The organism is Paenibacillus mesotrionivorans (genome assembly GCF_046098205.1).
Taxonomy (GTDB): domain Bacteria; phylum Bacillota; class Bacilli; order Paenibacillales; family NBRC-103111; genus Paenibacillus_AR; species Paenibacillus_AR mesotrionivorans.
Genome location: NZ_JBJURJ010000001.1, coordinates 173790 through 198773, shown reverse-complemented (window position 1 = coordinate 198773; position 24984 = coordinate 173790). Strand labels below are relative to the sequence as shown.

Genomic DNA, 24984 nt, shown 5'->3' with positions numbered 1-24984 from the left:
CTATGAACGTACAAAAGGATAAAATAGTTATGTCCCTGCCGGCAAAATCACAATACATAGAGGTTGTGCGCCTGGCTCTGTACGGGATTGCCGTGCGGATGGGTTTCAACTTCGAGGATATTGAGGATTTGAAGGTCGCTGTAGGAGAGGCTTGCAACAATGCGGTTCTTCACGCCTATGCAGATGGGGAAGAAGGCAATATGAAGATTGTCTTCGAGGCCGCTCCCCGATATCTTCGGATTATTGTGCAGGATGAAGGACGGAGCTTCAATTCCTCCGAAGCCTGCAACCGGGTGCCTGTGACCATTACGGATAAATCTCTGTCGGAAATGCATGCAGGCGGTTTGGGCCTGTATCTGATGCAAGCGTTGGTGGATGACGTGGAAATCCGCACAGAGGCTGGAACAGAAGTGATTCTGACCAAACTTCTGAATGGAAGCGGTGTGGTCATATGATCAGAAAACTGCCGGATGAAGAGGCTCCGATTGATGCGGAGGCACTTCTGTCCAGCTACCGGGAATCCGGGAGCAAAGATACGGCGGAAGTGCTTCTGAAGCATTATGAAGGTATGATCCGTATGGCGGCAGGGCGTCTGTCCCGAAACCGCAAGGATATGTTCGAGGATTTGTTCCAGGTGGGGCAGATGTCCATGTTCCGCTTGTTCAACTCCTACGACCCGTCTTTTTCCATCCCTTTTGAAGCGTATGCGATGAAAAGCATTGTTGGGCATATGAAGAATTATCTCCGGGACAAATCCTGGTATGTCCAGGTTCCACGCCGGATTAAGGAGAAGGGACATGCCCTCCAGCAGGCGTTGGACGAGCTGTCCCTGAAGCTGGAGCGTTCGCCCCAGGTGAATGAAATTGCCGCATACCTGGAGCTTTCTGAGGAAGAAACCATCCAAATCCTGGTAGGATGGGATTGTTACCAATCCTTATCCCTGGACACGCCTCTGTTCGCTGATGAAGCAGGCGCAACCCTGGCTGATATGATCCGGGAGGAGAGAGACGATTACCACTCCTTAGAGGAGCGTCTCGATCTGGAGCAGGCGATGGAGCAGCTGAAGCCGGAGGAGCGTAAGGTGCTGCAGATGGCTTATACCGAGGGCAGGTCCCAACGGCATATAGCCGAGGAGCTGGGGGTTTCCCAGATGAGCATCTCCCGTATCCAAAGAAGGGCTATGGACAAGCTCCGGCTGCTGCTGGCAGATCCCGAGCGGGAGTTGGAGAGCGGTTAGAGGCTAAATCATCTTCCCTTCCGCATAAGCATGAATACAACAACCTCTTCTTGCCGAAAGGCAGGAGGAGGTTGTTCGTTTATACAGGCGCTGTACGTCCGGAACACAATATAAAGACCGGGAGCAGGGCTCCCGGTCTGATTACAATCTCACGATTTATTACCGTTGGGCAGGATCGGATACATATCCATCCTTTTTCAATTCTGAATTGGTTTTCATGGCGTCCATTTCCTTGCCCAGTTTTTTCATTTCCTCTTCATTCTGGGCCAAAGAGCTGTTATCGGATTCATTCAGCTTCTCCTTGGCCTCCTCGGCGTTGGCCTTGACGCTTTCCTTGGCATTCTCGGCTTCATTCTTGATGGTGCCGATAATGGTGTTGGCGGAATCCTTCAGATCAGTCACCGTGCTTTTGAGGGAATCCACGGCGGACCCTGCCATATCCTTGGTTTCCTGAAGCTTGTTCAGGCTGGTTTCCTTGGCGGTTTCCGCCAGTCCGACGGCTTTCTCCTGGGCCATGCTCATCCACTCCGCAGAGCGTTCCTTGATTTTGGTCATATCCTCATTTAGCTTAGCTCGTGTATCTTTACCCGCACGCGGGGCGAATAACAGACCGGCGGCGGCGCCGATAAGCCCACCTGCCAGCAGGCCCTTCAATAATCCAGTGCTTTTGGTTTGAGTCGCTTCCATGTTCATCTCTCCTTTCGCTTGGTTACCTTTTTATACCCGGAGGCTTAGATCCTGAAACCTCCGGCTGTCTGCTTGTGCTTGACAATCATTTCCTTTGGTTATGCTATAATAAGGATTATACCCCTCACAACATTTCCATTTTAAAAGGAGAGTGTTACGCGATGAGAGACATGCTTCACCGTGCCGTATCCCTGGGTTTAGGGCTGGCTGTAGCCAGCAAGGAGCAAATCGAAAAAACAGTAGAAGAACTGGTCAAAAAAGGGGAGGTCAGCCGGGCGGAGTCCGGTGAATTCCTGGAGGAGCTTCTGAACAAAGGCAGCGAGGCCAAGGCCCGGATGGATCAAACCATCAATGACAAGGTACAAGGCATTCTGAAGGACAGAGGGATTGCTTCCCAGGATGAAGTGAAAGCACTAGAGCGGAGAATTGCTGTCTTGGAGCTGGCCATTGCCCGGTTGGAGAAGCAGGACGGGGAGAAAGCAGAATAAGAGGCGGAGTACGCCAAACTTTTGACAGGGAGGCGGGACCTTCATGAATGTCAGCAAGGGCTTCCGTCACTTGCACCGGTACAGGGAAATTGCCGTAGCCCTGGCACGCAACGGCTTTGGCTATGTGGTCAGCGAGATGGGCTTTCCTGAAGCCATTCCCTTCATAGGGAACAAAGAGCGAAAGGATATCCATAAGAAAACCATCGGGGAACGGATCAGGCTGATGCTGGAGGAGCTGGGGCCCACCTTTGTTAAGCTGGGTCAGATCGCCAGCACCCGACCTGATCTGGTTCCGGCCAGCATTATCTCCGAGCTGGTGCAGCTGCAGGATCAGGTGCCGCCATTTTCGTATGCCGATGCCGTGCGGATTGTGGAGGAGGAGCTGGGAGCCGGCCTGGGAGATTTGTTTATGGTGTTCCCGGAGACGCCCATTGCGGCTGCCTCCATCGGCCAGGTTTATCATGCGGTGCTGAAGGACGGCACGCCTGCCGCGGTGAAGGTGCAGCGGCCGAATATCCAGCGTATTGTGGATACTGATCTGGATATTCTGGCGGAGTTTGCCCGCGTGGCCGAAAGCCGGCTGGAATGGGCAAGAAACTACCGTGTCCGCGATATGGTGGAGGAGATTTCCAAAGCCATCCGCGCGGAGCTGGATTATGCCGCGGAGGCCCGGCAGGCGGAGAAGTTCCAGCTGCAAAGCCGGCAGCTTAAGGATGTGCTGGTCCCCGATATATACTGGGATTACACGACCCGGCGGGTCATGACCATGCAGTATATGGAGGGAATATCCCTATCGGACCGGACAAGGCTGGACCGGGAGCAGATCGACAAGAAGGCGCTGGCCCGCCAGCTGACGGACCTTATTATCCACCAGATCCTGATTGAGGGCTTATTCCACGGTGATCCCCATCCCGGGAATATTCTGGTGCTGCCCGACGGCAAGCTGGCGCTGCTGGATTTCGGCTCGGTGGGCAAGCTGTCCCAGGATATGCGCAAGCAGTTCGCCTTTTTCGTCATCAGCCTGCGCAACCAGAGCACCAGCGGTATTATCCGGGCCATCTCCAGCATGGGGATTATCCCCGATGAAGTGGACATGATCCTCCTCCGCGCTGATGTGGACGATATGCGGGAGAAGTATTACGCCACTCCGTTAAGCCGGATCAGGCTGGGGGAAGCGGTGAATGATCTGTTTACTCTGGCGTTCCGCCATCGGATCCGCATTCCTTCGGAAATGACCATGCTGGGCAAGTCGCTGCTTACCCTGGAAGGGGTGGTTGTATCCTTAGACCCCGATCTCAGTGTGCTTGAGGTGGCGGAGCCTTACGGCCGGAAGCTGTTTATGGAGCGGTACGATCCCCGGAAGCTGTACAAAAAGGCCATCGAGGACCTGCCGGAATTTTTGGAGGCCGCGTCGGAATTTCCTTCCAGCATGAGAAGCATGCTGGCTACTATCCGCAAGGGCAAGCTGCGCTTTGAAGCCGGGATTCCCGAGCTGGGTGTGTTCTTACGGAGCATGGATAAGCTTACGGACAAGCTGGCCTTCAGCCTGGTGCTCCTGTCCTTCAGCTTGCTTGTGGTGGGGCTGATTATCGGTGCTTCCCTTGCACCTCAGGATTCTGTGCTGTGGAATCTGCCCATCCTGGAAATCAGCTTTGTTATCGCAGCCCTTCTGCTGTTGTGGCTGGTGATCTCCCTGTGGCGATCCCGTAAATTATGACGCGTCGCGGCAGCAAAAAAAGGCCGTCTGCATAAGGCGGCCTTCATTTGGAGATTGCTTATTAATTCTTGAAGCTGTGGATAGGAGCGGGAATCCGGCCGCCCCGGTTGATGAAGGCAGCGCAGGAGAAGCTGTTTACCGGCATAACGGGGGCATACCCCAGCAGGCCGCCGAATTCCACCATTTCGCCTACTTCCTTGCCGATCACGGGGATTAGCCGGACAGCTGTGGTTTTGTTGTTCACCATGCCGATTGCCGATTCATCGGCAATGATGCCGGAGATGGTTTCCTTGCTGGTGCTGCCGGGAATGGCGATCATATCGAGGCCAACGGAGCAGACGCAGGTCATGGCTTCCAGCTTCTCCAGGGTTAGCGCGCCCTTCTGCACCGCCTGGATCATGCCATGGTCCTCGCTGACCGGTATAAATGCGCCGCTTAACCCGCCTACATAAGAAGAGGCCATTACGCCGCCTTTTTTCACGTTGTCGTTCAGAATGGCCAAGGCTGCCGTTGTACCGGGTGCGCCGGCCTCCTCCAAGCCCATCACCTGGAAGATCTCGGCGATGGAGTCGCCGATTTCCGGAGTGGGGGCCAGGGACAGGTCGATAATCCCGAAGGGAACGCCAAGACGCTTGGAGGCTTCCTGGGCCACCAGCTGGCCGACCCGGGTCACCTTGAAGGCGGTCCGTTTAATAGTCTCGCACAGAGTTTCGAAATCCTGGCCTTTGACTTCCTCCAACGCACGTTTCACTACGCCGGGGCCGCTGACGCCCACATTGATGACGGATTCCCGTTCTCCAATGCCATGGAAGGCTCCGGCCATAAAGGGATTATCGTCCACGGAATTACAGAATACCACAAGCTTGGCGCAGCCGATGGAATCGCGGTCCTTGGTCAATTCAGCAGTCCGCAGGATAATATCGCCCATCAGCTTGACGGCGTCCATGTTGATGCCGCTGCGGGAGGAGCCTACATTTACAGAGGAGCAGACCCGGTCGGTGACGCGGAGGGCCTCGGGAATGCTGTCAATGAGAATCCGGTCGCCTTTGGTAAAGCCCTTCTGCACAAGAGCGGAGAAGCCTCCGATGAAATTCACGCCCACTTCCTTGGCGGCACGGTCCAGGGTTTCCGCAACCGGCACGAAGGTGTCCGTATGCAGACCGCCGGCAGCGATGGCAATGGGGGTAACGGATATCCGTTTGTTGACGATGGGCACGCCGAATTGGCGCTCCAGGTCTTCGCCGGTTTTGACCAGATGCTCGGCGGTGCGGGTGATTTTATCATATACATTCTGGTTAAAAATCTTCAAGTCCGCATGCGCGCAGTCCAGCAGGCTGATGCCCATGGTGATGGTGCGCACATCCAGGTTCATTTCGCGGATCATCTTGTTGGTTTCCTGCACTTCCACCAGGGAGATCATAGGAGTCCTCCTAAATTAGAATGTTAGATGCGGTGCATGATATTGAAAATGTCCTCGTGCTGCAGCTTGATCTCCACACCCAGGGTGCGGCCCACATCCTGAAGATCCTCAACCAGCATTTCGAAGGATTTGGTGGGTTCGGAAATGTCCACAATCATCATCATGTTGAAGTAGCCTTGGATAATCGTCTGGGAGATGTCCAGAATATTGACGTTGTGCTCAGCCAGGTACGTGCAGACCTTGGCAATAATGCCAACCTTGTCTTTTCCCAGTACGGTAATAATGCCTTTCATGCGTACAGCCTCCTCAATATTCGCTCTTATCCGTTCGATGGCAAAGAGCCGATTTCAATTATTATGTCAAATCCCGGCGCCGGGAGCAACAAAATGTTTTTTGTCAATCTGAATGAAAATCTGTATTCCGGTAAAAGAGAGGAGTGGGGATAATGGCGGTCCAATTTCAATTATGCCAGCTGGACAAGGATTTTGATGCCTATGTGAAGTTCCTGAGCCGCAATTATGATGAGCTGAATTTGCCTTATTCCTATGCCATGATGCTTAATTTTTTTGCCAGCCCGCTGACCATGGGGAAAGCCATGCTGGCTTATCTGGAGGAGCCCTATACGGTGGTAGGGACCGCCGGATTTGTGTATGGGACCTCAGCCAAGGACTATAAGGACCGGGAAATCTGCCAGATCGAGGTGGTCTATCTGCTTCGGGAATACCGGACGCCCATGATGTTTATGCGGGGGTTGCGGGCGCTTCTGAAGGAAATCCGCGCAGGCAACCCGGAGGTGACCACCATCCAGTTTTGGGTATCCGAGCGGCACAAAAGCTTCAAGCGGCTTATCACCCGCTTCTCCTCGCTGCCGGGAGCCGTGATGGAGGAGAGAGACGGGCTTATGCTTTATATGGTTCCGTTTGCCGAGCTGGAATTATTCAGCAGGCGGTTTATCCCCTTGAGCAGCCCTACATGATATAAGCCCGCTGCCGGTAGCAGCGGGCTTTCATTATGAAGCGGTTAATGCTTATGCTCCCCGCCGGAGGCGGACACAATCTCCAGCAGATCGTCCACCTGCTCCTGAATAGTCCGGGACAATGCATCCTCCGATCCTGTCAGCCAAGCATGGTTAAACGGTCCTGCGGCGGGAGTGGTTTTGTATACGGGCTTGATGCTGTGCAGAAGATCGGCTGTTTCCGTTGGCAATCGGCCGGATTGGGACCACAGCATAGGGGCATGTTTGCCCAAGTGGGAGAAGGGGGCGGCGGCTACTGCCAGGTCATAGGCTTCATCCGGCACCACTGACACGTTCCTCCCCGCTGAGTTCAAATCCCATCCGAAGCCTCCGGCATCATCCCGGAAGGAAGCGAAGGCAACGGAAAAGGCGGCGCTGTTTTTGCTGTCCGCACCGATCCGGACCACCTGTCCGAAAGCCCGGAGCTCCTTCTCCACAGTGGAGGAAATGACTGCTTCCGGTCCCAGAAGATAGATCCGCGCGGTTCCGTTCCTCAGCTTCAGAGCCTCCACAGTTTCAGCAGGCAGCTTGTCCTTGCCCGTGTACAGTAACGGAGCAGCCATATGGGCTATCCAGTTTACAGCGGGAACGGTATAGGAGGGGCTGTCCAGCGAACCGATCAGAACATTCTCAGGCCTTTGACCGGATTCTTTGGAGTAATAGATGTCCACCGCCTTGGCAAAGCCTGCCGGGCTTTCAGCTTCCAGGGTTACGATTTTGGAGGGGACCTCCTTTTTGACTTGGTCTACCAGGGCGGCATCCCATTTACCTGCCAGTACAACAGTAAAACTTTTGGAGTCACGGGCAATACCGGCCAGCCGTTTCAGCTCTGCTGCGGTTTTCTCGGATAAACTGCCTGGCTCCGTAAATAGAACAGGTCCATTCATGGGAAAATGGATCAGGCTGGCGCTTGCTGCGGCAACGGGCCAATCTCCTGCCTGTACCAGCACGGCCCCGTTGGGCCGGTTATCCTGGCCATAACCGGTCCATAAGGTTTGGGAAACCAGCACAGAGGCGGCTGCCGGGTCACTGGTATTGATGCGGGTTGTATTCTTAGTAGCAGTATACGGCATGGAGACAGGAGAAACAGGGGGGATTGCAGCATCAGGCTCGACGATTCTGGATGTACAACCGGCAGCAGCCAGAGAAAGCACCAAAACTCCGGCCAGCCACATAGGGGATCTGGACATAAAATCTCCTTTCGCAAACTGTGTAATGATTTTCTTATTGGACGCTTTATATTGTAATAATAAATTGTGTGGAAAATATGTAGGTCCCCGTGCTATAGCCGCTTCAGGACATGAAGCTCCCCATCCGGTGTCAATTCAGCATAAGCAACCACCTTGGCGTCTTTTACACCCTGCTTTTCTAACTCCCTATGGAGCCAGTCCTCTTGAAGACCTGCCGCTTCCATCTCCTCATTGCAAATCTTCCCGTTTTCGATCAGTCCCCGCGGCAGTACCGCCTGCTCCTCAGACAGCTTCAAGTCCTTCCGTGTTACGGTTTCATAAGCAGATTTGCGCATCACGCTTAAAGTCCCGTTGGTTTCATAGATCGCATAAGCCACCTCGCTTACAGCGAAGATATCCTTGCTGCGGAGCATGGTTCGCAGCTGGTCAAAGTCCAGATTGTTGCGGTACAGCTCCTTCACGTCGATTTTCCCGTCGCAAATTAACAGGTCGGGTTTTCCTTCCAACGGTTTTCTGATTGCTTTGACATATTGGGTCAGTTTATCGAAGGCAATGGACAGGATGGTCCATCCGGCAAGAGCTACAATTAGCTGCAGAATACTCTTGCTTTCATCATAGATGGTGTCGCCCACCAAATCTCCCAATATGACGGCGGATACAAAATCGAAGGGAGTAAGGGCGGACATTTCCTTTTTGCCGAGAATGCGGGTCATAGCCCAAAGACCAAGAAAGCCCGCGGCCAGCTTGGTGAGGATCTGAAGATATTCCATATCCATCCCTCCATGTGAAAAAATGAAGGACGGCAAAAAGCCGCCTATGCACTCCATTAACCGATTCTGCGTTCCTTTGTAACATGGAGGGGTTATGGTATAATCACTGTGCCAAAAAATTGAAAAAATGAATGGTGGAGGGACTTATGAGCCGCTTTTATTATCTTGCATCCCCCGTGCCTCTCCCCTGTGGGGAAAGAGGCCTTGCTTTTACGATGAAGCCATACAGAGAAGTGGTTGCTTCGCCTGAGCATCAGCTTAAACAGGAGGAATTAAGGCAATCGGGGAGGATCCCCATTGGGGACATTGTGGACCTGTCCCATTTGAATGACAAGCTTGTTATGGTATTCGAAACGGAGGAGGATGCAGCCGGGATTATGGTTCAGGAGCTGGATACTTACCGAGAAGCAGTCCGCTATCATTTTAAGCAGCCCTATGTTTATCAGATTACGGCGGATGGGGGAGGTTTTGAGATTCCTGCGAATGTGCCGGAGGAATTGGCAGTGAATTTCTTGCCCGCAAGGAAGTGCTGCCGGTTATTGGGGGAGCTGCTTCAAGAGCATACTGTTTCCGGAGAATACTTCGAATTTTATACCTGCTGGGCAGGGGAAGAGGACTGGCCGCGGGCAAACAAGCTTGACCGGGATGTGTATCTGGCTTCTTTCGTATGGGAGGAGGGACTGCAGCCGCAGGAGAAGCAATATATCCGTATTTTTTGAAATCCGGAGGAATTTTTAGACAATGGTAGAATAGGGGAGAATGATAGAGTTAATTTCTCCTAACGCTAAATAGTTGGAATTTTTAGAATTTTTAATATTCTGTAAATTCGGTTATAATCAAAGTACACCGAAGGCACCCAGTTGGAGGACAGGCCTAAGGTGATCCGCTCACCTTCTTGGAGGAGCAATCGAATCTGGAGAGGAGAGAGCCCCGATGATCTAGGTAAGCGATGCATACCGGATTTCAGCTGGAACCGGCAAGACGGAAGTGACACCGTTTTGGGGAACAGACTGAGGTATGCGGGAAACCAACTTCCCATGGATAATGCAATCCTATTCTCAATGCAAGGAAGTTCTTGCGAGGAAAGAGGGCGATTCCGATGGAAAGGGTAAGCGAAGCGTACGGATACGGTGAGACACGCCTGGAGTAACGGCTCGTGACAACGTTGCTCGTGATCGCCGGGTACGCGGGAACGCAAGACCAAATGAAAACAATTACCATGTCAAGGCCGTGGATTGTTGCTGGAGGAAAGATTCAAATTGAATAGTTTGTTAAGTAAAAAATCCCCGTAGCCTAGTTGTTCAAGGCAGCGGGGATTTTTCCTGTATGAAATTAAAGCTTATTTTTTGACTTCTTTGTAGGAGGCGTTGTATTCTTCAATGATTTTGTTGCCGCCGTCATTCTTCCACTTGTCAACGAGTTTTTGGAAGCCGGCTGCATCGATATCGCCAACCATATACTTGTAGGTAGCATCCTTAATAATGTCTTGGAGGATAGCTCCCTTTTCGGTGTAGGTTTTGGAATCCAAGGAGTTGGTCGGATTCTGAACGGCGAATTTCACAGCATCATTGGAGAGTTGAACAGCCTTTTCTTGTGTCTTCAGGTTGTAGTAGGTGGGCAGGATGTTGGTAGTGTCGGCAAGAGCTACAGTCAGATAAGCCTTTTGCTCTTTTTCCAGCAGCTTGGCGTCGGTTACCGGTTGAACCTTGCCTTCTACCATCTTGTAATGCTCATTTTCTACGCCGTACTTCAGCAGGTTGGCTACCTCAGGGCTGAAGAACTTGTCATAGAACGCCAGGATTTTCTTCAGCTCAGCTTCGGTTTTAACAGCGGATTTCGGGAAGACAACCAATGTGCCGTATCCCGGAATACCCCAAGTGGAGGCTGTTTTTTGAGTGGAGCTGGTGATTTGGTTAACAACGTCATAAACGGCTGTTTTGTTGTTGGCTTCCGTTTTTTGCTGCAGGGTTTGAACGTCCTGCATGGAGCCTACGTACATGCCGGATGCGCCAGTGTACATCAGGTTTTGTTGGTCTGTCTTACTGGTAACCGGGAAGTCCTGGTTGATCAGGCCTTCGGTGCGGAGCTTTTTGATGAAGTTCATGGTATCCATGTAGCCTTGGGTCATGAACTCCGGAACCAGCTTGCCGTCTACTACACCCCAGCCGTTCGGTGTGCCGAAGTAGGCGGAGAGGGTTTTGAAGGAGCCGTAGATCAGGTCATTGCGGTCTGCCAGCGGAATGGTTTTGCCGCCGCCCAGATTGGCTTCCTTAAACTTCTTCAGCATGTTATAGATATCGTCGGTGGTTTTCGGCTCAGCCAGGCCCAGCTTGTCGGCCCAGTCCTTGCGGTAGATAATGCCTTGGCGGGCAATGGGGCGCTCTTGGTACAAGGAGTAAATTTTGCCCATAACCTTGGTGTTTTCCAATACTTCAGAATTCAGGTTCTTCAGGTTCGGATAATCCTTCAAGTAAGGCCCGATTTCCCAGAATTGGCCGTCCTTCAGCGTTTGTCTCAGCAATACGAAGGAAGACTGGTTCTTGAGATAAACAGCTTGCGGAAGAGAGCCGGTAGCCAAGGCTGCCTGGAACTTCTCATCGTAGGAGCCGTCCGGAACCCATTGGAAGGTGATATCGCTGTTTGTCTTTTGCTCAAGCAGTTTCTCCAGCTTATCGGAGGGAACCTCAGGTGTGGACAGGTTCGCCATAATGGTCAGCTTCAGTGGAGTGTTATCCACGGTAGGAGCCGGAGAGCTGGTGCTTCCGGTGCTGCTGTCGGAGCCTTTGCCGCACCCTGCTGCCACAATGGACAGGGCCATCAGAGTAATTGCAATTGTCTTTTTATTCTTCACACAAAATCCTCCCCAAAATTATACTGTAAACGTTTGCAATTATATATATTTGACATTCTATATATAATTCCTCTTTTTTGATTTCTTAAAAATTTCTTAAGATGGGACTTTCGAAGGAGGACCGAAAAGCAAGCTTTTTGACCAAAAGTAATAATAAAATGGCGGTTGACATACGGAAAAAACCAAGGGACAATATTCCTTACCAGCCAAAATAAAGAAGCGACATTATACATATAGGTGGTGAACCAGGAGGAGCTATGAACAAAAAGCTTCAAAAAGCAGCGTTGTTGGGTGCAGCATGTGTAATTGCAGTTTTGCTATATATACAGTTTAAACCAAATCCGTTTCCTTATACGCTGGAGTCGGAACATTTTACATTTTATTATACGAAAACGGATCAAGACAGCATCCATCAGCTCCGGGATAAACTGGAGGAGAACTATGACCGGATTGTGGAGGATTTGAAGCCACTGGAGATGCGTAGAATCAAAGTGAAGATTTATCCCGATCTTGCAGCCTATCGAAAGGGAACTGACCGTCCTGATTCGCCTGATTGGGTAGTCGGTACGGCGGGTAAGGATGAGTTGCATATGGTATCACCCAATCATCCTGGTCCTGGAAAAACTTACGATACCATGCTGGGAGTGGCTGTTCATGAATTTGTTCACTGCGTTACGTTTAATCTTACTTCATATACAAGCTCAGGTTCATTAAGCTGGCTTTATGAGAGCATTGCCGTTTATGAAGCAGGTCAGTTCCGAAATCCGCAAGAGCTTCAAAGCCTTGTAAAAGGGAAATATCCTACTCTAAAGCAGCTAAACCTCTCACAAGAAGAACCGAATGTGTATGATGTCGGTTATATTATCATAGAATACATCCGTGACACATGGGGAATGAGTGCTGTCCGCGACCTGATTACCAGCTCGGGGAATATGCCTGCTGTATTGGGGAAAAACGAGGCTGATTTTGAGAAGGGCTGGTATGAATTTGTGGAGGGGAAATATCTAAAGACGAACTAGTCTTAACAGGGAATAAGCCGGCCTGGGTTAGCCAGGGCCGGCTTTGTTGCAGTTATAGACTGTGTATTTATTACACATCCGGCTGCAGATACTCCCGGAAATTCTCCTGCAGGAACATGGAATTGATGTCCTCCCGGAGATGGCGGTCAATCAACTCGGGAAGATGCTTACCGTCCCCCTGAATAAGTCCCTCCAAAATCCGCCGGTGTTCCTGGAGAATATCCTGGAGCTTTTCCTGCTTCAGCAGATGAAGCCTGCGGTAACGGGCATAATGGACGTTGGACTGCTGCAGCAGGTTCCATAGATACAACCGTCCCCCTAATTGGAAGAGGGTCCGGTGGAAAGCGTCATCGCTTTCCAAAAATTGCTCAGAGGAGCTTTCGGCAGCGGAGAGGGTCTTTTCCTGGGCATCCAGAATCTCCTTCAGCTCCAGTATACCCGGCAGCGGCAGCCTGCCGGAGAGGCTCTGCAGAATTTCCTTTTCCAGCACACTGCGCAGGAAAATCATCTGCTCCACGGATTCCAGATGAATATAGGAAACCACGTTCCCTTTTTTGGGATAAATATTAATGTATTGCTCCAAAGCAAGCTGCTTGAGTACATCGCGGAGTGGTGTCCGCGAGATCTGAAACTGCTCTGACAGCACGGTTTCGCTGAGAATGGTGCCGGGCTTCAGCGCCAGAGTCATGATATCCTGTTTTAAGGTCTGCAGTATCTCTTCCTTGCGCATATGAACCCCCTGTTCGGCCGGATAAGTAGATGTGAAAACTAGTATACAATAGATTCCGGGATTCTGAAAGACAGGAAAACCAGTGGACACTACTTTATTCGAATAAACGTCAAAATACCTATAAATATCATGGTTGACACAGGTGAGGATTGTCGCGTATGATCAAATCGAACTTGTATACAAGATGCTATTATCCGTAGGAGGAACCCGCAGATGAACATGACGTGGAGATGGTATGGCGAGGGGAATGATTCGATTACATTGGATCATGTCCGGCAAATTCCCGGTGTAATGGGGATTGTTTGGTCCCTGCACGATAAGGTGGCCGGCGAGGTTTGGGAGATGGACCGGATTCAGGCGGAAGCGGATAAAATTGTCGCTAAGGGCTTCAGCCCAGCGGTAGTAGAAAGCGTCAATGTCCATGATGATATCAAGATCGGCTTACCCAGCCGCGACCATTATATTGATATTTATATTGACACCATCCGCAAGCTGGCCAAGGTTGGCGTGAAGGTGATCTGTTATAATTTCATGCCTGTTTTCGACTGGACTCGGACGGACCTGTACAAGGAGCTGCCCGATGGTTCCAATGCACTGTTTTATGAAAAGGCTGCCATTACCGAGGATCCCAAGGAAATGGCGGAACGAATCCTTGCCGGCGCTGGCCACTTCACCATGCCGGGCTGGGAGCCGGAGCGGATGGCCAGACTGGATGAGCTGTTCGCGGCTTATGCTGGAGTAACGGAAGACAAGCTATTTGAGAACCTGGTGTACTTCCTTAACCGCCTGATGCCGGTTTGCGAAGAAACAGATATCCGTATGGCGATCCATCCGGATGATCCTGCCTGGCCTATCTTCGGCCTGCCGCGGATCATCCGCAGCCGGGAAACCATCCGCCGCCTTCTCGATACCGTGGATAATCCTTACAACGGTCTGACCTTCTGTACCGGGTCCCTGGGCTCCAATCCGCAGAACGATCTGCCGGCTATGATCCGCGAATTCCATGACCGCATTTATTTTGCCCATATCCGGAATGTGAAGGTGTTCGAAAACGGCGACTTTATCGAGGTATCCCACAGAGGCTGCGACGGCAGTGTGAATGTGCCGGAGGTAGTCAAAGCCTATCACGAAAGCGGCTTTAAGGGTTATGTGCGTCCGGACCACGGCAGACATCTGTGGGGCGAGGAGAAAACTTGCCGTCCCGGCTATGGACTCTATGACCGGGCTATGGGTATTATGTATTTGCTGGGAGTTTGGGACAGTCTGGAAAATGCCAAAGGAGTGAAGTAAATTGCTGACGCTTAATCTGGCGAGTCTTGCCAATAGTCAGGAATGGGAAGCAGCAGGTGTGGAGCTGCCCCGGTTTAACCCGGTGGAGGTGGCAGCCAACACTGCATCCAAGCCGGAATGGGTCCATTTCGGAGCGGGGAACATCTTCAGAGGTTTTGTGGCCAATGCCCATCAGAAGCTTCTGGATGAAGGAAAGGCTGATACGGGAATTATCGCCGCCGAGGTGTTCGATCTGGAGATGATCGATAAGGTGTACACACCCTGCGACAATTTGACTCTGCTGGTGCTGATGAATGCCAAAGGAGATTTCCTGAAAAAGGTTGTGGCCAGCATCGTGGATGCCATTGCGGCGGACCGCAGCCGGGAAGGGGAGTGGAGCCGTCTGGTTTCCATCTTCGAAAACCCGACTCTCCAAATGGCCAGCTTCACTATCACAGAAAAAGGCTATGCTATTACCGGTCCGGACGGCGCTTATCTGGGGATTGTCGCACAGGATCTGGAGAAGGGGCCGGATGAAGCGGTTCATATCATGAGTGTGGTGACCGCGCTGGCTTATAAGCGCTACCTCAAGGGCGGTTACCCCATGACCTTCGTCAGTATGGACAACTGCTCCCATAACGGGGATAAGCTGAAGAAAAGTATGGTGACGGTGGCTGAGGAATGGGCCAAACGCGGACTGGTGGACGAGGGTTTTGCCGCTTATCTGCAGGATAAAAGCCGGATCGCTTTCCCGCTGTCCATGATTGACAAAATTACGCCCCGCCCTTCGGAAAAGGTCCAGGAAGCGCTGCTGGCTCAAGGCATCGGCGGCATGGATACCGTTGTAACGTCCAAAAATACGTATACGGCGCCTTTTGTCAACGCCGAGATCAGTGAATATCTGGTTATTGAGGATACCTTCACCAACGGACGTCCTCCGCTGGAGGATGCCGGTGTTCTGTTTACCGACAGGGACACAGTGAACAAGGTGGAAACCATGAAGGTCACCACCTGCCTTAATCCCCTGCATACCGCGCTGGCCGTATCCGGCTGTCTTATGGGCTACACCCTGATTGCAGACGAGATGAAGGATCCGGTGCTGCAAAAGCTGGTGGAAACGATCGGGTATAAGGAAGGGCTTCCCGTGGTGGTGAACCCGGGAATTCTGAATCCGCAAACCTTCTTGGATGAAGTCATTCATGAACGGTTCGCCAATCCGTTTATTCCCGATACGCCGCAGCGGATCGCCACAGACACCTCCCAGAAGGTGGGCATCCGTTTCGGAGAGACCATCAAGTCCTATATGCGCCGTGGGGATCTGGACCCATCAACGCTGACTGCCATTCCCGTGGCTATCGCAGCGTGGTGCCGTTACCTGCTGGGTGTGGATGATGCGGGCAAACCCTTCACCTTAAGCCCCGACCCTCTGCTTGCCGACCTGCAAGCCAAGCTCGAGGGAACCGCGCTGGGGGATCAAACATCCAATGTACGGGCTATTCTCGAGAATGTGCAAATCTTCGGCGTGTCTCTGGAGGAAGCGGGATTGGCTGCCAAAATCGAAGGGATGTTCCATGAAATGCTGGCCGGTCCCGGTGCCGTCCGCAGCACCATCGCCAAATATGTAGAAGTATAAATGCAGCTCTCCCCCAACATGTTATTCTTCCGTGATGCGCTGGAAAGCGTACTGTGGACGTCTTTTGGGGGAGTTTTTCTATTCTGCAGCAGTTCAGGAGGGAACAGAATGGCCCAACCAACCGTACAAACGATTATTGATGCATTAATTGCACCTGTAGGCCCGTTGGAGCAAACCGTGGACACCTTGAAGAGCGGTGACCCATCCATGCCGGTAACCGGCATTGTCACCACCTTTATGCCCACACAGCGCGTGCTCGAGGAAGCCCGGGATAGGAAGGCCAATCTGGTGATTGCCCATGAGGGTTTGTTTTTTGCCCATCATGATGAGGCGGGGGAGGCCAGAGGCGGAGAGGTATACCGGGTCAAAAAGCAATTTTTGGAGGAGTCCGGCATCGCCGTTTTCCGGTTTCACGACTATCCCCACCGCTACAAGCCTGACGCCATTACCGAAGGACTGATCCGGGAGCTGGAATGGGGGGCATATGTCTGCAAGCATGAGCCTGCAGCATCGCTGTTGGAGCTTCCGCGAGCCACCCTTAGGGAGATTGTCAGGTACGTGAAGAAGAAGCTTGACATTCCTCATGTGCGGTATATGGGTGATCCGGACATGCTGCTGACCCGTGTTGGGGTTTTGGTCGGTTACCGCGGCGGCGCCGCTACGGCGGTCACTTTATTCGAGCAGGAGCAGGTTGAACTTATGATCTATGGCGAAGGCCCGGAGTGGGAGACGCCGGAGTATGTCCGTGATGCGCTCCAACAGGGACGGCGCAGAGCCCTTATTGTGCTGGGTCATGCGGAAAGCGAAGAACCTGGAATGAAGGCGCTTGCACAGAATTTGGCGGAGCAGTATCCGGGTTTGCCGGTGCATCATATCCGGCAGCAGAGCCTGTTTCATTTTGATTAACACGGAGGTGGGCTGGGCATGAACCGAATCAGGCTTTTCAATGATAGCTGGGAATTTGCCAAGAGCAGTCTGGATACGGCGGATTGGAGCGGACTATCCTTTTCGCCTGTGGATTTGCCTCATGATTGGCTCATCTATGATACGCTCCAGTTGTATGAGAACAGTATTGGCTGGTACCGTCGGACCCTTGAATGCTCATGTGAGGAACTGGCGGAAAACGGGCTGTGGCTTGCTTTTGAAGGTGTGTATATGGACTCTTCGGTATATGTGAACGGGAGTTTGGTAGGGGAGTGGAAATACGGATATTCCTCCTTCGAGTTTGATATTACGGCGGTACTTACCGAAGGCAGCAATGAGATTGTGGTGAAGGTGGTGCACCAAAGCCCCAACAGCAGATGGTATTCCGGTGCGGGCATCTACCGCAATGTATGGCTGAAAACCCGGTCCGCCAGCTTTATTGCCACAGACGGCGTTTATATTCACACCCGGAAGACGGATGCCGGATGGGTGCTGGAGGTGGAGACGGAATTTGCCGGAGAAGAAGGGCTGGAGCTTGTCCATACCCTTCACCATGAAAAGGAAATGGTTGCATCAAGCACGTCTGCTGCAGTTTCACTAATTGAAGGACTTTCGGTGAACCGGCAGACGCTGCAGGTGGAGCAGCCTCTGCTTTGGAGCCCGGACCAGCCTCATCTTTACAAACTGGTTACGGTTTTGCGCAGGGCGGCTTCCGGAGAGGCGATTGAACAGATTATTAATCCGGTGGGATTCCGCTGGATCCAAATGGACCCCGACCAAGGGTTCAGCCTGAATGGTATCCGGATGAAGCTGAACGGGACCTGTGAGCATCATGATTATGGGGCGTTGGGGGCCGTCTTCAATCAGGCAGCCGCACGGCGGCGGTTCCGGATTTTGAAGGAGATGGGGGTTAACGCCGTACGCACCGCTCATAATATGCCTGCCCCGGAGCTGATGGAGCTGGCGGATGAAATGGGGCTGCTGGTGGTTTCAGAATCCTTCGATATGTGGGAGCGGAGCAAAACCCCTTATGATTACGGACGGTTCTTCCCGGAATGGTCGGCGGCCGACGTAAGAAGCTGGGTGCGCCGGGACCGCAATCACCCCAGCCTGCTTATGTGGTGTATCGGCAATGAAATCTACGATACCCATGCGGATGAACGCGGTCAAGTTATTACCCGGCAGCTGATGGAGCAGGTGCGGCTTCATGATCCCAAGGGAAACGCACTAATCACCATCGGCTCCAATTATATGCCCTGGGAAAATGCCCAAAAGTGCGCGGACATTGTGAAGCTGGCAGGATATAATTACGCGGAAAAATATTACGGAAAGCATCATGAGGAGCATCCCGACTGGATTATTTACGGCAGTGAAACCTCCTCGGTGGTCCAAAGCAGAGGCATCTACCGCTTTCCTGTGGAGCGTTCTGTTCTTGCGGATGATGATGAGCAATGCTCCGCTTTAGGCAACAGCCCAACCAGCTGGGGCGCCAAGTCGCCGGAGGCCTGTATTATTGCCGACCGGGATACACCCTTTTCCCTGGGGCAATTTATTTGGAGCGGCTTCGACTATATTGGGGAGCCTACACCCTATCATACGAAGAACTCCTATTTTGGGCAGATTGATACGGCCACTTTTCCAAAGGATTCCTATTATCTGTATCAGGCGGAGTGGACGGACTACAAAACAAAGCCGATGGTGCATTTGTATCCGTATTGGGACTTCAACCCCGGCCAGCTTATCGATGTATGCGCCGTGTCCAATGCTCCCCGGATCGAGCTCCGGTTTAACGGGGAGACAATCGGCTTCCATGATATCGATCATAAGCACGGCACAAAGCTTGTTGGCAGATGGAAACTGCCTTACCGGGAAGGAGTCCTGACCGCTCTGGCTTATGATGAAGCGGGACAGGTGATTGCCACCGCCTGCCGGTCCTCCTTCGGAGATGTAAGCAGGATCAGGCTGACACCGGATAAGCTGCAGATGAAAGCGGACGGCACCGATCTTATTTTTGTGGAAATCACCATGGAGGATGAAGTTGGCCGCCCTGTGGATAACGCTAATAACCGGGTCCAAGTGGAGGTTTCCGGTGCCGGAAGACTGCTGGGGCTGGACAATGGTGACAGTACGGATTATGACGCGTACAAGGGGGTAAGCCGGAGGCTGTTTAGCGGCAAGCTGATGGCGGTGATCGGAGCAGCTTTGACCCCTGGTGTCATAAAGGTTATTGTTTCGTCCACCGGTATGGATAGCCAGACTCTCGAGCTGGAGGCGGAGGTGCCGGGTTTACCCGTGGCAGGTCTGTCTGCCATTATGGGCAATAAGGATGTGGCCGTTGTGACCGGGCAGGCGGATGAAATCCCGCTTCGCAAGATTGAGCTGGTGAGTGCCGATGGCCAGGAGCTTGATGCTTCACGAAAGCTGGTCACCGTGCAGGCCAAGCTGTATCCCCCGGATACCTCCTATACGGAGGTGGAGTGGAGTGTGGTGGACGATGCAGGCATCAAATCCAATATTGCTCAGGTGGAAAGCAACGGCCATACTGCTGTATTGACCGCGTTGGGCGATGGCAGCTTCCGGGTGCGCTGCATCAGCCGCAACGGTACGGACCGAATCAAGCTGATCTCGCAATTGGAATTCCGGGTCAGCGGAATCGGAACCGCCTATCTGGATCCGTACGGTTTTGTGTCTGCCGGGTTGTATGATTACAGCAAAGGGGAAATCAGCAACGGCAACGAGCGGGGAGTGGCCACCAGCCGGGAGTTGGAAACCCAGGTGGGCTTCCATAACCTCGACTTTGGGCCGTATGGTTCGGATACCATCACCCTTCCCATCTTTGCCTTGTCCAGTGAGGAATACCCTCTGCAGATCTGGGAGGGGATGCCCGGGGAGGATGGGAGTTTGCTGGTGGCGGATGTGGTTTACCAGAAGCCCTCCAAGTGGAATACATACCAGGAGGAAACCTACAAGCTCTCCAAACGGCTATCCGGAATCACCTCCCTCGCGTTTGTGGTGCGCCAAAAGATTCACCTCAAGGGTTTTTCCTTCACCCGTCAAAGCCGGGCCTTCGGACTGAACCCTGCCGCGGAATGCGACCGGATTTATGGGGATAGCTTCATTCGTACCCCGGATGCGGTGGAAGAGATCGGGAATAACGTTTCGCTGGAGTATGGCGGAATGGACTTCGGCAGCACGGGGGTGTCCCGGCTGGTGGTGTTCGGCAGTTCCCCCATCGACAAAAATACCATCCGGATCCGGTTTGAGCACGAGGAAGGCGAAAGCCAGCAGCTGGTTGAATTTACCCGGTCTGAGGGGTGCGAGGAAAGGAGCTTTGCGCTGGAGCCGGTAACCGGGGTTCAGAAGGTTACCTTTATATTCCTGCCGGGGTCCAGGTTTAATTTTGGGTGGTTCCGGTTTGAGTAAAAAGGAAGCGGCCGGGCAATTTTCCTCCATCTACGTTATAATGGCCTCTATATGAACTTTAGGATGAGGATGGAATGGAGGAAATAACCATGAAAATGGTATGTCTCGGCGACAGCTTTACCCGCGGCTTCAAAATCAAGGCTAACGAGGCTTGGGCGTCTCTGCTTGGGGAAAGACCCGGCTGGGAGGTTCTGAATCTGGGAATCAACGGCGATTCCTCCGCAGGCATGCTGTCCCGCTTCCGCCAGGATGTGATCGACGCTGCGCCAGCCCGGGTTTTGATTACCGGAGGAATCAATGATCTGATCCTCCGGGTTCCCGCGGACACAGTCTGTTCGAATATGGCTACTATGGTCCACCATGCCCGGCACCACCGGATTGTGCCTGTGCTTGGTTTGGAGCCTCCCGTGATCCCGGATATGGCGGAATCGTATTGGCCGGGAGTAACCGATTTCTGGCGGGTGAATCTGGAGCTTGGGGAGCTCCGGCTGAAGCTTCAGGCCTTTGCCAAGGCCTTTAAGGTGGAAACCGTGGATTTTAATGGTCAGATGGATGCCTATGCGGGGGAGCTCAGGGAGCTGTACAGCGACGGCCTTCATCTGAAGGCGGAAGGCAATCGTTTGATGGCGGAGGCCGTACCGGATATGTAAGGAGCTGCGAGGAAACCCGGTGAATGCCGGGTTTCTTTTTTTGGGGGAAGGGAGGAGGGGGAGGACAAAATCGGTGCATGAAAAGGATAAAATCGGATATGTACAAAATTCCCGCTTGTCCCTATAGTAATGTTATTGATAATGATTATCAATAACATTAAGTCCGGCTGCTCCAGAGAGGCAGTGCAGGCAAGGGAGGATTTACGTTCATGTTGAAAGGTTGGAAGTTTATATTACCCCTTCTGCTGGTGTGGGGGTTAGCTGCATGCGGAAGCAGTGCCCAGACAGAGGAAACCTCCGGAGGATCGCCTGCTGCTTCGCCGGCCACCGCCGGTGCTTCACCGTCGGCACCAGCCTCCGGTACGGGCAGTGAACGCAGCATCAAACATGCCATGGGCACCACGGTGCTGAAGAAAAAACCGGAGCGGGTAGTGGTTTTATTTAACGGCATGACAGATAACGCAGTGGCTTTGGGCGTGAAGCCCGTAGGGTCCGTGGAATCCTGGGAGGAAAAGCCGTGGTATCTGTTTTTGAGGGACAAGATGGAAGGTGTCAAGAACCTGGGGGAAGAGACACAGCCGAATATCGAAGCGATTGTGGCCCTGAAGCCGGATCTGATTATCGGCGCCAAATCCCGTCACGAGAAAATATATCCCCAACTGAGCGGCATTGCTCCCACAGTCATGACGGAGAATGTGTTCGACTGGAAGAATAACCTGAAGCTGGGCGCCGAGGCCATGTATATGGACCAGGAGTCAGGCAAGCTGTTGGAGCAGTGGGATAAGCGTGTAGCCGAGTTTAAGCAAAAGGTAGGCAGCAGCCTGGGCTCTACGGAAATCTCCATTATCCGCTTTGAAAGTGACGGCAGCGCCCGTATGTACATAACCGGCTTCGCCGGGACGATTCTTCAGGAGTTGGGGCTGGCCCGGCCCAAAGCGCAGCAGGTAGAGGGGAAAACGGTCATCAATCTCACCTCCAAGGAACAAATGCCTCAGTTGGACGGAGATTATATCTTCGATATCACCCGGTTCAAGGAAGGGGATGATGGGAACAAACAGGCACATACCTCATGGACCACCCATCCTTTGTGGGGGACTATGAAGGGGGTCAAGGGCGGACATTATTATCCCGTGGATGTTGTGAAATGGAACCTAAGCGCCGGCGTGCTGGCGGCCAACAGCCTGCTGGATGATCTTTACAAGTATCTTGGTGTCCGTTAGGGATTTTGTATAGAACACGGAAGGGAACAGATTATGCCGGATGCAGCGATAAACAAAGCCCGGGACTGGCCGGGAGAAACATCGGTTCACAATAAAAGAGAAATCCAACGCTGGGCCATACTGGCGGGATTAGTGGTTATGCTGGCCGCCGCTATGGCCGGAAGCCTGCTTCTGGGAGTGGTCCGTTACCGCCTGGATACGGGGTGGTCGGCTGTGTTTTCTTACAATGAGGCTTTTATGGAGCAAATGATCATCCGCACCACTCGCCTTCCCCGGGCCCTGATTGCCGCCGTGGTAGGAAGCAGCTTGGCCGTGGCGGGGGCCATCATGCAAACCCTGACGCGGAACCCTCTGGCTTCGCCGGGGATTCTGGGGATTAATGCGGGGGCGAGCTTCTTTGTAGTGCTGGCCGCCGTTATGTTCTCCGTCAGCTCCATGCCGGTGCTGATGGCCATGGGCTTTGCCGGTGCTGCGCTGGCCGCAATAGTAGTGTTTGCTCTGGGCTCCTTGGGCAGGGGCGGTTTGTCGCCCATGCGGCTTTTGCTGGCGGGAGCGGCCATCTCCGCTTTGTTCTCCTCCTTCACCCAAGGGATTCTGGTGCTGAACAAACAAGGGCTGGGCAGTGTACTGTTCTGGCTTACGGGAACCATTGCCGGACGTGAGCCGGATATGCTCATCCAATGCTGGCCTTATCTGGCCGTGGCTTTGGCAGCCTCATGGGCTCTGTCTCCGCAGCTGAACGTGCTGATGATGGGGGAGGAAACGGCTCAAGGATTGGGGCAGCGCACCCTGCTGCTGAAGGCGGCCTTGGGGGTGGTTGTGCTGGTGCTGGCAGGAGCCAGTGTGTCCATTGCAGGTCCGATCGGTTTTATCGGTGTGGTGGTGCCCCATCTGGCGCGGTACTTGGTGGGAGTGGACCACCGCTGGGTTATCCCCTGCTGTGCCTTGCTGGGTGCTTTGCTGTTGGTTTCCGCCGATTTGGCGGCCCGGTTCATCATGGTACCGGAAGAGGTGCCTGTGGGGGTAATGACTGCGCTTATCGGCGCGCCTTTCTTCATCCATGCGGCCAGAAAGGGGATGATGCGCTCATGATACGGCTTCTTTCCCGAGCTCCTGCGCCGTTTCCACCCTCCGGAGCCGCACAAAACCGGCGTACACTGGCGGTTACGGCCGGACTCTTTGTGCTAGTATTTGTGGCTGCTGTAATCAGTGTTGGAGCGGGAGATATGTTCATCCGGCCCGACAGGGTGCTGGCAGCTCTCTTCGGCTCCGGCTCCGAGGCTCATATTATGGTAGTGCAAAAGCTCCGGCTGCCCCGGATTCTGACCGGGCTTTTGGCAGGTGCTGCTTTGGCCGGTTCAGGCGCCATCCTGCAAGGGGTGCTGCGCAATCCCATGGCTTCCCCGGATATTATCGGGGTAACGGGAGGCGCGTCCGTATCGGCTATAATGTTCCTGACCTATGGAATTGGCTTGAGCGGCATCGGATGGCTTCCTGTTTTTGCCTTCGCAGGCGGGGTCTTGGTTTCTGTGCTGCTGTATGTACTGGCCTGGAAAAACGGCGCCTCACCCGTACGGCTGATCCTCATCGGCATCGGCATGTCCTCCTTAACCTCGGCGGGCACCACGATGATGATCATCTTTAATCCGCGGAATGATGCGGCCATGGCCTACGTATGGATGACCGGCTCGGTTTACGCTGCCAATTGGACCAATGTGGCCACCATCCTGCCGTGGGTAGCAGTACTGCTGCCCTTGGCATTTCTCTATGCCAGACACGTTACTATCAGCCTGCTGGGGGATGAAACAGCTATTAGTGCAGGTAGCCCTGTGGAGAGTAAAAGACGGGTACTGTTACTGATCAGCGTCGGTCTTGCCGCATCCGCCGTTTCGGTGGCAGGCAATGTGGGATTTGTAGGGCTGCTGGCTCCCCATATGGCAAGGCGTTTGGTGGGCTCCAATTTTGCCAGACTCCTGCCTGTCTCTGTACTGCTGGGTGCCCTGACGGTGCTGGTGGCGGATTTGGCGGGGAGAACCTTCTTTTTGCCGCTGGATGTGCCTGTTGGCGTATTTACCTCCATGGTGGGGGCGCCTTTCTTCATATATTTGCTGTACAGAAACCGGAATAAGTGATTTACATAGAGGAGGAGATCGAATGGAGCAAGCGGCGAAGAAAACGGCAACTCCTGTTGCGGATATCATACAGGAGCGGAGAAGTATCCGGGTTTTCAAGGAGGAGCCTGTATCCCAGGAATTGATAGAGCAGCTGCTTGGTGTGGCGGTATGGGCGCCCAATCATCTGAACCGCCAGCCCTGGCGCTTTATCCTCTTTCAAGGCGAGTCCCGCAAAACCTTCGCCCAGGCGATGGTGGAAACCTATTCCGCCGAGGAACGGACCAAATACGGGGAGCCCAAACGGCAATATCTGGAGCAGGTTCCAGCCCATTTGATTGTGGTTTTGAAGGAGGATCCTCGTCAAAAGGTTTGGGATGAGGATTATGCGGCGGTCTGCTGTCTGATCCAGAACTTCCAGCTGGCGGCTTGGGAAGCAGGGGTGGGTGTAGTCTGGAAAACCAATCACTACGGTTACGAACCCAAATTTCGTGAGGCTGTGGGTGTACACCCCGGAGAAAAAATCGCCGGTGTTCTCCATATCGGGTATCCCCGGGTGGTGCCGGAGCCGGTTGCACGCAATTCCGTCTCCAGTCTTTTGACGGTACATTCCTAAAACACTCCTCATTT

At 53.1% G+C, this 24984-nt stretch carries 23 protein-coding genes; 16 read left to right on the top strand and 7 right to left on the bottom strand.

The window, feature by feature from the left end; translation table 11 throughout:
• Positions 1–2 precede the first annotated feature (2 nt).
• Positions 3–455: an anti-sigma B factor RsbW gene (gene rsbW, locus ACI1P1_RS00925; RefSeq protein WP_416214473.1), complete on the top strand. Its 453-nt coding sequence runs from the start codon at positions 3–5 to the stop codon at positions 453–455.
• Positions 452–1237: a sigma-70 family RNA polymerase sigma factor gene (locus ACI1P1_RS00920; protein WP_416214472.1), complete on the top strand. Its 786-nt coding sequence runs from the start codon at positions 452–454 to the stop codon at positions 1235–1237. The genes rsbW and ACI1P1_RS00920 overlap by 4 nt, the downstream gene beginning before the upstream one ends.
• 159 nt (positions 1238–1396) lie before the next feature.
• Here ACI1P1_RS00920 and ACI1P1_RS00915 read toward each other — a convergent pair whose 3' ends face one another.
• A complete protein-coding gene (locus ACI1P1_RS00915) occupies positions 1397–1924 on the bottom strand; it encodes a YtxH domain-containing protein (protein WP_416214471.1) in 528 nt (175 codons plus the stop codon).
• Between the two features lie 161 nt (positions 1925–2085).
• On the opposite strand from ACI1P1_RS00915, the gene ACI1P1_RS00910 reads away from it, so the two are divergent.
• Both ACI1P1_RS00910 and ACI1P1_RS00905 read left to right on the top strand, forming a co-directional pair.
• Complete coding sequence (locus tag ACI1P1_RS00910; RefSeq protein ID WP_416214470.1) at positions 2086–2412, top strand: phasin family protein; 327 nt, start codon at positions 2086–2088, stop codon at positions 2410–2412.
• Between the two features lie 43 nt (positions 2413–2455).
• Positions 2456–4129 carry an ABC1 kinase family protein gene (locus ACI1P1_RS00905; protein ID WP_416214469.1) on the top strand — a complete coding sequence of 558 codons (1674 nt, stop codon included), beginning with the start codon at positions 2456–2458 and terminating at the stop codon, positions 4127–4129.
• A gap of 61 nt (positions 4130–4190) precedes the next feature.
• Here ACI1P1_RS00905 and ACI1P1_RS00900 read toward each other — a convergent pair whose 3' ends face one another.
• Together ACI1P1_RS00900 and ACI1P1_RS00895 are read right to left on the bottom strand one after the other, a co-directional pair.
• A complete protein-coding gene (locus tag ACI1P1_RS00900; RefSeq protein WP_463605671.1) occupies positions 4191–5546 on the bottom strand; it encodes a DUF711 family protein in 1356 nt (451 codons plus the stop codon).
• 26 nt (positions 5547–5572) lie between these two features.
• Positions 5573–5842 (bottom strand): ACT domain-containing protein, encoded by a 270-nt coding sequence (locus ACI1P1_RS00895; protein WP_416214467.1) that lies wholly within the window; start codon positions 5840–5842, stop codon positions 5573–5575.
• Positions 5843–5994: 152 nt separating this feature from the next.
• On the opposite strand from ACI1P1_RS00895, the gene ACI1P1_RS00890 reads away from it, so the two are divergent.
• Positions 5995–6525: a hypothetical protein gene (locus tag ACI1P1_RS00890; protein WP_416214466.1), complete on the top strand. Its 531-nt coding sequence runs from the start codon at positions 5995–5997 to the stop codon at positions 6523–6525.
• 44 nt (positions 6526–6569) lie between these two features.
• On the opposite strand, the gene ACI1P1_RS00885 is transcribed toward ACI1P1_RS00890, so the two are convergent.
• Both ACI1P1_RS00885 and ACI1P1_RS00880 read right to left on the bottom strand, forming a co-directional pair.
• Complete coding sequence (locus tag ACI1P1_RS00885) at positions 6570–7754, bottom strand: cell wall-binding repeat-containing protein (RefSeq protein WP_416214465.1); 1185 nt, start codon at positions 7752–7754, stop codon at positions 6570–6572.
• Positions 7755–7846: 92 nt separating this feature from the next.
• Positions 7847–8524: a YetF domain-containing protein gene (locus ACI1P1_RS00880; protein ID WP_416214464.1), complete on the bottom strand. Its 678-nt coding sequence runs from the start codon at positions 8522–8524 to the stop codon at positions 7847–7849.
• A gap of 215 nt (positions 8525–8739) precedes the next feature.
• Between ACI1P1_RS00880 and ACI1P1_RS00875 the strand changes: the two genes are divergently transcribed.
• A complete protein-coding gene (locus ACI1P1_RS00875) occupies positions 8740–9243 on the top strand; it encodes a hypothetical protein (RefSeq protein ID WP_416214463.1) in 504 nt (167 codons plus the stop codon).
• A gap of 620 nt (positions 9244–9863) precedes the next feature.
• On the opposite strand, the gene ACI1P1_RS00870 is transcribed toward ACI1P1_RS00875, so the two are convergent.
• A complete protein-coding gene (locus ACI1P1_RS00870) occupies positions 9864–11342 on the bottom strand; it encodes an extracellular solute-binding protein (protein ID WP_416214773.1) in 1479 nt (492 codons plus the stop codon).
• A 290-nt stretch (positions 11343–11632) separates the two neighbouring features.
• Between ACI1P1_RS00870 and ACI1P1_RS00865 the strand changes: the two genes are divergently transcribed.
• Positions 11633–12394, top strand: a complete 762-nt coding sequence (locus tag ACI1P1_RS00865) for a hypothetical protein (RefSeq protein WP_416214462.1) — start codon at positions 11633–11635, stop codon at positions 12392–12394.
• Between the two features lie 70 nt (positions 12395–12464).
• Here the strand turns inward: ACI1P1_RS00865 and ACI1P1_RS00860 are convergent, their stop codons facing one another.
• Positions 12465–13124, bottom strand: coding sequence for a GntR family transcriptional regulator (locus ACI1P1_RS00860; protein WP_416214461.1), 660 nt, complete (start codon positions 13122–13124; stop codon positions 12465–12467).
• A 213-nt stretch (positions 13125–13337) separates the two neighbouring features.
• On the opposite strand from ACI1P1_RS00860, the gene uxuA reads away from it, so the two are divergent.
• The 9 genes from uxuA to ACI1P1_RS00815 all read left to right on the top strand — a co-directional run bounded on the left by uxuA (position 13338) and on the right by ACI1P1_RS00815 (position 24970).
• Entirely contained in the window at positions 13338–14414 is a 1077-nt protein-coding gene (gene uxuA / locus ACI1P1_RS00855; RefSeq protein WP_416214460.1) for a mannonate dehydratase, read from the top strand.
• A gap of 1 nt (position 14415) precedes the next feature.
• Positions 14416–16026, top strand: a complete 1611-nt coding sequence (locus ACI1P1_RS00850) for a mannitol dehydrogenase family protein (protein WP_416214459.1) — start codon at positions 14416–14418, stop codon at positions 16024–16026.
• 108 nt (positions 16027–16134) lie between these two features.
• The gene (locus tag ACI1P1_RS00845) at positions 16135–16932 is read left to right on the top strand and encodes a Nif3-like dinuclear metal center hexameric protein (RefSeq protein ID WP_416214458.1); all 798 of its coding nucleotides are present in this window, start codon (positions 16135–16137) and stop codon (positions 16930–16932) included.
• Between the two features lie 18 nt (positions 16933–16950).
• A complete protein-coding gene (locus ACI1P1_RS00840) occupies positions 16951–20373 on the top strand; it encodes a glycoside hydrolase family 2 TIM barrel-domain containing protein (protein ID WP_416214457.1) in 3423 nt (1140 codons plus the stop codon).
• An 89-nt stretch (positions 20374–20462) separates the two neighbouring features.
• Complete coding sequence (locus ACI1P1_RS00835; RefSeq protein ID WP_416214456.1) at positions 20463–21023, top strand: GDSL-type esterase/lipase family protein; 561 nt, start codon at positions 20463–20465, stop codon at positions 21021–21023.
• A 209-nt stretch (positions 21024–21232) separates the two neighbouring features.
• Positions 21233–22243, top strand: a complete 1011-nt coding sequence (locus ACI1P1_RS00830; RefSeq protein ID WP_416214455.1) for an ABC transporter substrate-binding protein — start codon at positions 21233–21235, stop codon at positions 22241–22243.
• 138 nt (positions 22244–22381) lie between these two features.
• Positions 22382–23335: a FecCD family ABC transporter permease gene (locus tag ACI1P1_RS00825; protein ID WP_416214772.1), complete on the top strand. Its 954-nt coding sequence runs from the start codon at positions 22382–22384 to the stop codon at positions 23333–23335.
• A complete protein-coding gene (locus tag ACI1P1_RS00820; protein WP_416214454.1) occupies positions 23332–24375 on the top strand; it encodes a FecCD family ABC transporter permease in 1044 nt (347 codons plus the stop codon). The genes ACI1P1_RS00825 and ACI1P1_RS00820 overlap by 4 nt, the downstream gene beginning before the upstream one ends.
• A gap of 22 nt (positions 24376–24397) precedes the next feature.
• Positions 24398–24970, top strand: coding sequence for a nitroreductase family protein (locus ACI1P1_RS00815; RefSeq protein WP_416214453.1), 573 nt, complete (start codon positions 24398–24400; stop codon positions 24968–24970).
• Positions 24971–24984 lie beyond the last annotated feature (14 nt).